This is a genomic window from Microvirga sp. P4_G7, from assembly GCF_056401005.1.
The window spans coordinates 1-7,953 of sequence record NZ_JBFUKD010000115.1 but is presented as its reverse complement, the minus strand read 5'-3'; the positions used below and the strand labels follow the sequence as shown (position 1 = coordinate 7,953).

General features: G+C 62.3%; 6 protein-coding genes and 1 pseudogene. 5 read left to right on the top strand and 2 right to left on the bottom strand.

Annotated features, from left to right (window positions below):
- Both purN and purM read right to left on the bottom strand, forming a co-directional pair.
- Positions 1–625 (bottom strand): phosphoribosylglycinamide formyltransferase (gene purN / locus AC1DT3_RS07675; protein WP_477464660.1); only part of this gene is annotated, 625 nt, incomplete at its 3' end.
- On the bottom strand, positions 625–1,692 hold the full coding sequence (gene purM / locus AC1DT3_RS07670) for a phosphoribosylformylglycinamidine cyclo-ligase (RefSeq protein WP_477464659.1): 1,068 nt from the start codon (positions 1,690–1,692) through the stop codon (positions 625–627). The genes purN and purM, both read right to left, overlap by 1 nt.
- Positions 1,693–1,951: 259 nt before the next feature.
- On the opposite strand from purM, the gene AC1DT3_RS07665 reads away from it, so the two are divergent.
- The 5 genes and pseudogenes from AC1DT3_RS07665 to AC1DT3_RS07645 form a co-directional block, all read left to right on the top strand.
- Positions 1,952–3,037 carry an AI-2E family transporter gene (locus AC1DT3_RS07665; protein ID WP_477464658.1) on the top strand — a complete coding sequence of 362 codons (1,086 nt, stop codon included), beginning with the start codon at positions 1,952–1,954 and terminating at the stop codon, positions 3,035–3,037.
- Positions 3,030–3,740, top strand: a complete 711-nt coding sequence (locus tag AC1DT3_RS07660; protein ID WP_477464657.1) for a P-loop NTPase family protein — start codon at positions 3,030–3,032, stop codon at positions 3,738–3,740. Before AC1DT3_RS07665 ends, AC1DT3_RS07660 begins: the two co-directional genes overlap by 8 nt.
- 134 nt (positions 3,741–3,874) lie before the next feature.
- Positions 3,875–6,046 carry an RNA degradosome polyphosphate kinase gene (locus AC1DT3_RS07655; protein WP_477464661.1) on the top strand — a complete coding sequence of 724 codons (2,172 nt, stop codon included), beginning with the start codon at positions 3,875–3,877 and terminating at the stop codon, positions 6,044–6,046.
- Between the two features lie 2 nt (positions 6,047–6,048).
- Complete coding sequence (ppx, locus tag AC1DT3_RS07650; protein ID WP_477464656.1) at positions 6,049–7,563, top strand: exopolyphosphatase; 1,515 nt, start codon at positions 6,049–6,051, stop codon at positions 7,561–7,563.
- Positions 7,564–7,728: 165 nt separating this feature from the next.
- Positions 7,729–7,953: pseudogene (locus AC1DT3_RS07645) on the top strand (2OG-Fe(II) oxygenase); the annotation flags it as partial.

Here is a 7,953-nt window from a genome sequence, read left to right as displayed (position 1 = left end):
CATTCGCGGCACTCCAACTCTCTGAGAAAGTCACGCGCCCATTGTCCAGCCGCGCGCGACCATCGCAGATCATGCGCAAGGCTTGCGGATAGAGCACGTGCTCCTGTCCCAGAACGCGGTTCGCCAGCGTGTCGGGCGTGTCACCGGGCACCACGGGCACGACGGCCTGAGCGACGATCGGTCCGGCATCGAGTTCCGGCACCACGAAATGCACCGTGCAGCCATGAACGAGAACGCCCTCGGCGATGGCGCGCTCATGTGTGTGCGTGCCGCGAAAGAGTGGCAGCAGGGATGGGTGGATGTTGATCATCTTGCCCGCCCACCGTTCCACGAACCATGGCGTCATGACTCGCATGAACCCAGCAAGACAGACGAAGTCGATACGATGGTCGGTCAGGGCTCGATCGAGCGCCTGTTCGAAAGTCTCGCGGTCGGCAAAGGCCTTGTGATCGATCGCCAGCGCTTCGATTCCGGCGTCTCGTGCGCGAGAGAGACCGGCCGCCTCCGGACGGTTCGACAGGACCAATGCGATCTCGGCCGGAAACGCCGGATCGGCGGCCGCCTCGATGAGCGAGATCATGTTCGATCCGCGCCCGGAAATCAGGATGGCGATGCGGCGGTTCATCAAAGCGTCAGATGTCCCGTCGTCTGCACCGGCTCGCCGTCCGTGTGTGAAATCGTTTCGCCGATCTTAACTGGCTGCTCGCCTGCTTGGCGCAGACGAATCATGACGTCCTCCGCACTGTCGGCGTCGACGAAAGCGATCATGCCGATGCCGCAATTGAACGTACGCAACATCTCGGCCTCCGCGACACCTCCGGTGCGCGCGAGCCAGCCGAAGACCGGCGGAACCGGGATGGCATCGAGATCGAGGCGGACGCCGATACCATCAGGCAACACGCGGGGAATGTTGTCGGGAAACCCACCGCCCGTGATGTGGCAGAGTGCGTTGATGCCGCCTGTCGCGCGCAGGGTCGAGAGGAGCGCCTTCACATAGATCCGGGTCGGTTCGAGCAGGGCCGCTCCCAGGGTCGCGCCCGCGGCGAAGGGAGCCGGGTCCGCCCAACCGAGGCCGGACATCTCGACGATCCGCCGCACGAGGGAGAATCCGTTGGAATGGACGCCGGCGGACGGCAATCCGATTAGGACGTCTCCCACCTTGACGGTTTTCGGCAAGAGAGTTCCGCGCTCGGCGGCGCCGACGGCAAACCCAGCGAGGTCATAGTCGCCCTTGGCGTAAAGGCCGGGCATCTCGGCGGTTTCGCCACCGATCAGGGCACAGCCGGCTAGTCGGCAGCCTTCCGCGATCCCTTTGACGATGTGGACGCCAACCTCCGGCGACAGCTTGCCGGTCGCAAAATAATCCAGAAAGAGCAGGGGTTCGGCGCCCTGGACGATAATGTCGTTGACGCACATGGCGACGAGGTCGATGCCAATCGTGTCGTGGATGCCGGTATCGATCGCGATCTTGACCTTCGTGCCCACGCCGTCATTGGCCGCCACCAGGATCGGGTCCTTGAAACCGGCGGCCTTGAGATCGAACAACCCGCCGAATCCACCGATTTCGGCATCGGCGCCGGGCCGCCGGGTGGCTCGCACCAACGGTTTGATCTGGTCGACCATGGCGTTTCCCGCGTCGATATCGACGCCGGCTTCGGCATAGGTGAGGCCATTCGGCGGGTTCTTGGTCATCGCTATCCCCGTTTGAAAGGGGCAGTAAGACGAGTGCGGGCCGGAGGCAAGGAGTTTCAAGGCCTGCCGAGCCGCTTCCCGTCGCGAAACGATGGCTTTGTGCCGGCCTTTCGGCTCGCCTGGCGAGCAGCCGGCGTTTTGCACAGGGAACAACGGCTCCGGTTGCCGCCTTGACCGTCGCCGCCCCTGGTGCCTATCTCGGTAGTGAGCTTGAGCCCGGAGCGGCCCGATGTCGCCCGCGCGAGGAAACGAGACTTTCATGACGCTGCAAAGGCAGATCTTTTTTTGGCTTGTCGCGCTGGCATTCTTTGTCCTGATGCTCGTCGTCCTGAGGGGAATTCTGCTTCCGTTCGTGGCCGGGTTCGCTTTGGCCTACCTGCTCGATCCCCTCGCGGACAGGCTCCAGCGCATCGGCCTCGGTCGACTTGGCGCCAGCCTGATCATTCTCGTGCTGTTCGTGCTCCTCTTCATCGTCACCCTTGTCATTCTGGTGCCCTTGATTGCCCAGCAAGTCGGTGCGTTCGTGGAGAAACTCCCCGGCTACGTGGCGCGGCTCCAGCAACTGGCGGTGCAGGAAGGCGGTCCGCTCATCGAGAAGATCGGCGGTTCGAGTGCCCTCTCCGAAATCCAGACCTCGGTCGGCAACCTCATCTCCCAGGGCATCCAGTGGCTCGGGACATTCCTCCAATCGCTCCTGTCCGGGGGCGCGGCGCTCGTCAATATCGCGGCACTCCTCGTCGTTACCCCGGTTGTCGCTTTCTACATGCTGGTCGATTGGGATCGCATGGTGAACACGGTCGATTCCTGGCTTCCTCTGCACCGTCGCGACACGATCAGGGACATCTTTCGCGATATCGATCGCGCCATTGCCGGCTTCGTGCGCGGACAGGCGTTGGTCTGTTTCATCCTCGGCTCGTTCTATGCCATCGGCTTGAGCATCATCGGGGTGAATTTCGGCGCCCTGATCGGCATGGCGTCGGGTGTGCTGAGCTTCATCCCCTACGTGGGGTCTCTTACAGGCCTGATCCTTTCCGTCGGCGTCGCGATCGTTCAGTTCTGGCCTGAATGGACGTGGATCATCGCCACGCTCGCCGTCTTCGTTTTCGGCCAGTTCGTCGAAGGAAACATTCTGTCGCCCAAGCTCGTGGGCGATTCCGTCGGTCTCCATCCGGTCTGGTTGATGTTTGCCCTGCTTGCATTCGGCGCGCTGTTCGGGTTCGTCGGGCTGTTGCTCGCCGTTCCGCTCGCAGCGGCGATCGGCGTCGTCGCCCGATACGCTTTGCGCGAGTATCTTGCGAGCCCGCTCTATCGCGGCACAGCGCAAGGAACGGACGTCGATGGGTGAGGCTCCGAAGCAACTCACGTTCGATCTGCCGCTCGCACCACGCTTCGAGCGCGAGGATTTTCTCGTCAGCCCCTCGAACGAGAGGGCGTATGGCCTGATCGAGCGCTGGCCGCACGATTGGCCCGATCACATCCTCATTCTGATCGGGCCGCGCGGAAGCGGAAAGAGCCATCTGGCGGCGATATGGGCGGCGCAGGCGCGGGCCAGAACGATCGACGCCAGCGACATCGGAGGCGACAGCCTGCCCGAACTCATCTCGGGCGGAACGCTCGCCATCGAAGATGCGGACCGTGCCGATCTCGACGAGGCGGCCCTGTTCCATCTTTTGAATCTAGCGCGAGAGCGCAAGGCGCACGTGCTCATCACGTGCGAACAATCGCCGGATCGCTGGCGCTTGAACACGCCCGACCTCTTGTCCCGACTTCGCCTTGCACCGAGCGTGACGCTGGATCCGCCGGACGACGCGCTGTTGAAGGCCGTGCTGGTCAAATTGTTCATCGACCGCCAGCTCGTGGTCGATACCACTGTGGTGGACTACATAGCGTTGAGGATCGAGCGATCTCTGTCCAAGGCGGCCGAGATGGTTTCGCTTCTCGATCAGGAGGCTCTGAGCCGAGGGCGACGGGTCTCTCGCGCCATCGCCGTCGAAATTCTCGGCAGCGTCCAGGAAACAGGTGACCAGGAAACGGAAGAGAACGAGTGAAGACCCTGTCGTCGAAACGTCGTCAAACCGTCATCAAGTCCGAGGCAAAGCGGACACCGCGAAAGAAAGCGGAGGAACGGTCCGTGGCGAACGATCTCATTCTCGAGGAAGTCGAAATCGTCACCGATGCGCCTATGCCAAAGGCGCCACCGGATGTGGAACTGGACGGGGCCGCCCTGCGACAGTTTCCGCAGCGCTTCGTCAATCGCGAGCTCTCGTGGTTGCAGTTCAATCGGCGAGTGCTCGAGGAATCCTCCAACCGCAATCACCCTTATCTCGAACAATTGCGCTTTCTGTCGATTTCGGCCGCGAACCTGGACGAATTCTTCATGGTTCGCGTCGCGGGCTTGCGCGGGCAGGTGCGGTCGGGCGTCGGTACGCTCTCGCAGGACGGGCTGACGCCGCAGGAGCAGCTGACGAAGATCGCCGCCGAAGTTTCGGTTCTGGCGTCCGACCAGCAGCGACGTTGGCGTGATCTTCGTGAGGCCTTGTTCGAGGAGGGGATCGTTCTCGTCGACGGCCCCGATCTTGCGAAACTTGAAGCCGTCTGGCTCGAAGATTATTTCCTCAACCACATCTTTCCGGTTCTGACGCCGCTCGCCATCGATCCGGCCCATCCCTTCCCGTTCATTCCCAATCTCGGTTTGTCCATCGCCCTCAAGCTCGTTCGGCAAAGCGACGGGAAAGTGCTCAATGCGCTTATCCGTTTGCCCTCGRAGGTCGAGCGTTTCATCAGGCTGCCGGATCTCGCCGAGACCGGCGCGACGCGATTCATCGCATTGGAGCAGGTCATCGTCCTCTACACGGCGCGGCTCTTTCCCGGTTACAGCGTCCAAGGGCAGGGGGCGTTCCGCGTCATCCGCGATTCCGACCTCGAAGTCGAAGAAGAGGCGGAAGACCTCGTTCGTCTGTTCGAGACGGCCTTGAAACAGCGCCGCCGCGGCAGCGTGATCCGGCTCGAGGTCGAAGCTGCGATGCCGGAGGATCTCCGGCATTTCGTCGCGGAGGAATCGGAGATTTCCCTCGAGGACGAGCTGTTCGTCGTCGAAGGCATGCTGGCTCTCAACGAATTATCGCAGCTCGTCGGCCTCGATCGGCCGGATCTGAAATTCAAACCTTACAATCCACGCTTCCCCGAGCGCATTCGCGAGCATAGCGGCGATTGTTTCGCTGCCATTCGGGAGAAGGACATCATCGTTCATCACCCGTATGAATCTTTCGACGCAGTGGTGCAGTTCCTCCGACAGGCGGCGCGCGATCCGAACGTCGTGGCAATCAAGCAGACGCTCTACCGGACGTCGTCGGACTCGCCCATCGTCGCGGCGCTCGCCGAAGCGGCGGAGGCCGGCAAATCCGTGACGGCACTCGTCGAACTGAAAGCGCGCTTCGACGAGGAGGCCAATATCTTCTGGGCCCGCAATCTGGAGCGCGCCGGCGCTCAGGTCGTGTTCGGATTCATCGAGCTCAAAACCCACGCCAAGCTCTCCATGGTGGTGCGGCRCGAAGGCGGCCAGCTGATCACCTATTGCCACGTCGGCACGGGTAATTATCACCCGATCACGGCGCGGGTTTATACGGATCTCTCGTTCTTCACGGCCGATCCGGTGATCAGCCGCGACGTGTCGCGCATCTTCAATTACGTCACCGGGTACGCGGAGCCTGCCGAACTCGAGCGCATGGCGGTCTCCCCGTTGACGCTGAAGAAGCGCCTCCTGCAGCATATCGACGAAGAGATCGCCCACGCCAAGGCGGGGCGTCCGGCTTCGATCTGGGCGAAATGCAATTCCCTCGTCGACCAAAACATCATCGACGCCTTCTATGACGCAAGCGCCGCCGGCGTGCAGATCGATCTGATCGTGCGCGGCATCTGCTGCCTGCGGCCCGGCATCAAGGGGCTATCGGACAATATCCGCGTCAAGTCGATCGTCGGACGCTTTCTCGAACACACGCGCATCTACGCGTTCGGCAACGGACRAGCGCTGCCCAATCCGAAGGCGCATGTCTACATCTCGTCGGCGGATCTGATGCAGCGCAATCTCGAACGTCGCGTGGAAGCCCTCCTGCCCATCCTCAATCCCACGGTTCACCAACAGGTGCTCGACCAGATCATGCTCGCCAACCTGCTCGACAACGAACAGAGCTGGACGGTTCTGGCTGACGGCACGAGCCGCCGCATCGTTCCATCGAAGGGCGAAGAACCGTTCAACGCACATAAGTATTTCATGACCAATCCAAGCCTGTCCGGACGCGGCAAATCCCTCAAGACGTCGAGCCCGCGCGCCCTCGCTAAACGGGGGCAGCGCTAGCGATGCCGTCGCGGGAAGCACAGGGACGTCTGAAGGTCGGCCGTCCGGTCGCCATCATCGACATCGGCTCGAACTCGGTTCGATTGGTGGCCTATGAAGGCATCACCCGTTCGCCGACGCCGATCTACAACGAGAAAGTTCTGTGCGGTCTCGGTCGCCACGTGGCGACCACGGGCCGGCTGGACGACGACGCGGTCGAGCGCGCCCTGCGCGCCTTGGCGCGCTTCCGCGTGCTGTGCGAGATCATGGACGTCTCGAAAGTCTTCGTGCTTGCGACCGCAGCAGCGCGCGACGCGACCAACGGCCCAGCATTCCTAAAGGCGGCGGCGCTAGCCTGCGGGCAAAAGGTCATGCTTCTGTCCGGCGCGAAAGAAGCGCAATTCTCCGCGTACGGCGTGGTCTCGGGATTCTATGAACCGGATGGTCTCGTCGGCGATCTCGGCGGCGGCTCTCTCGAACTGGTCGACGTGGCGGGCAAGATCGTCGGGGAGGGCGTGACGATGCCGCTCGGCGGTCTCGCGCTGCAGGACCTGAGCGGCGGCTCGCTGAAGAAGGCGCAAAAGATCGTCCGCTCCGCCCTCGAGCGACAGATCGAGCATCTTCATCACTTGCGGGGACGCACCTTCTACGCGGTCGGCGGGACCTGGCGCGCTTTGGCGCGTCTCCATCAGGCGGCGCGGGATTACCCGCTGCATGTCATGCATGGTTACACCATCAAGCCCGACGACGGTCTGGACTTTCTGCATCTCGTCGAACGGGTCGACGCCAAGGCGCTCAAGGACATCGAGAGCGTCTCCGAGGCACGCCGGCCTCTGTTGGCGTATGGCGCCATCGTTCTGGAGGAAATCCTTCGTCTCGGTCATCCGAAGGAAGTCGCGGTGTCGGCCCTCGGCGTCCGCGAGGGATTGCTCTATGACAAACTCGATCCTGCAGTTCGGGACAGCGATCCCCTCCTGTCGGCCGCGAGCGACCTCAACCTCCTGCGGTCACGCTCGGCGCGGCACGGGGACRAGCTGTGGGACTGGACATGCCGTTTTCTGGAATCGATCGCTTTGCCGGAAAGCGACAATGAAAAGCGACTTCGACATGCGGCGTGTCTTCTCGCCGATATCGGATGGCGCGCCCACCCCGATTATCGCGGCGAGCAAAGCCTCAATCTGATCGCCTACGGAGCCTTTTCCGGCATCGATCACCCAGGGCGGGCATACCTTGCTCTGGCGATTTTTTTCCGGCACGAGGGCCTTTCGCCCGACAAAGTCAGTTCACGCATCAAGACGCTCGCAGGCGCGCGTCTGATGGAGCGGGCGCGGCTTCTGGCGGCGATGATGCGGATTGCCTATCCGGTCTCCGTCGCCATGGAGGGGATTTTGCCTCGCACGCCGCTTCTGGCGCGTGGTGATCAGATCKTCCTGCAACTGCCCTCCGATTTGAAGGAACTTGCCAGCGATCGCCTGATCGGACGCGTCCGCGCCCTCGGCAAGCTCACCAATCTCGAGCCGCGCATCGAAATCGTGTGAGCGATCGGAGCACCCTCAACGATCCGAGCAAGGCTGCCTCGACCGGGATCGCCTAGCGACCGTGCGTGAATGCCTCCTCCGCGAGTGAGACTGAGCAGATGGCGCGACAGAGGTATGGCTCGGGACCGCGGACCCTGGTAAAATTGGCTTTGAGGAAGGCTGACGATGTCGATGAAGACCATCGATCTCACTGCCATTCGAAGCGCCAAGCGTTCGCGGGAGCCTTATGACTTTCTGTTGAGCCCCTGCGTGCTGCGGGCTGACGCGATCGATGACCTGCGACGGGATTTTCCCGATATTGCCAAGCCAGGATTTCTCGGCGTCGACGAGGTCGAGCTTCGCGGCCGGTTCAAGACGTTGATCGAGGAACTGCAAAGCCAGGAACTGACT

What these genes read in the sequence shown, in the direction of transcription:
- purM (WP_477464659.1), bottom strand. Translation starts at nt 1,692, where the DNA reads ATGACCAAGAACCCGCCGAATGGCCTCACCTATGCCGAAGCCGGCGTC.
- AC1DT3_RS07665 (WP_477464658.1), top strand. Translation starts at nt 1,952, where the DNA reads ATGACGCTGCAAAGGCAGATCTTTTTTTGGCTTGTCGCGCTGGCATTC.
- AC1DT3_RS07660 (WP_477464657.1), top strand. Translation starts at nt 3,030, where the DNA reads ATGGGTGAGGCTCCGAAGCAACTCACGTTCGATCTGCCGCTCGCACCA.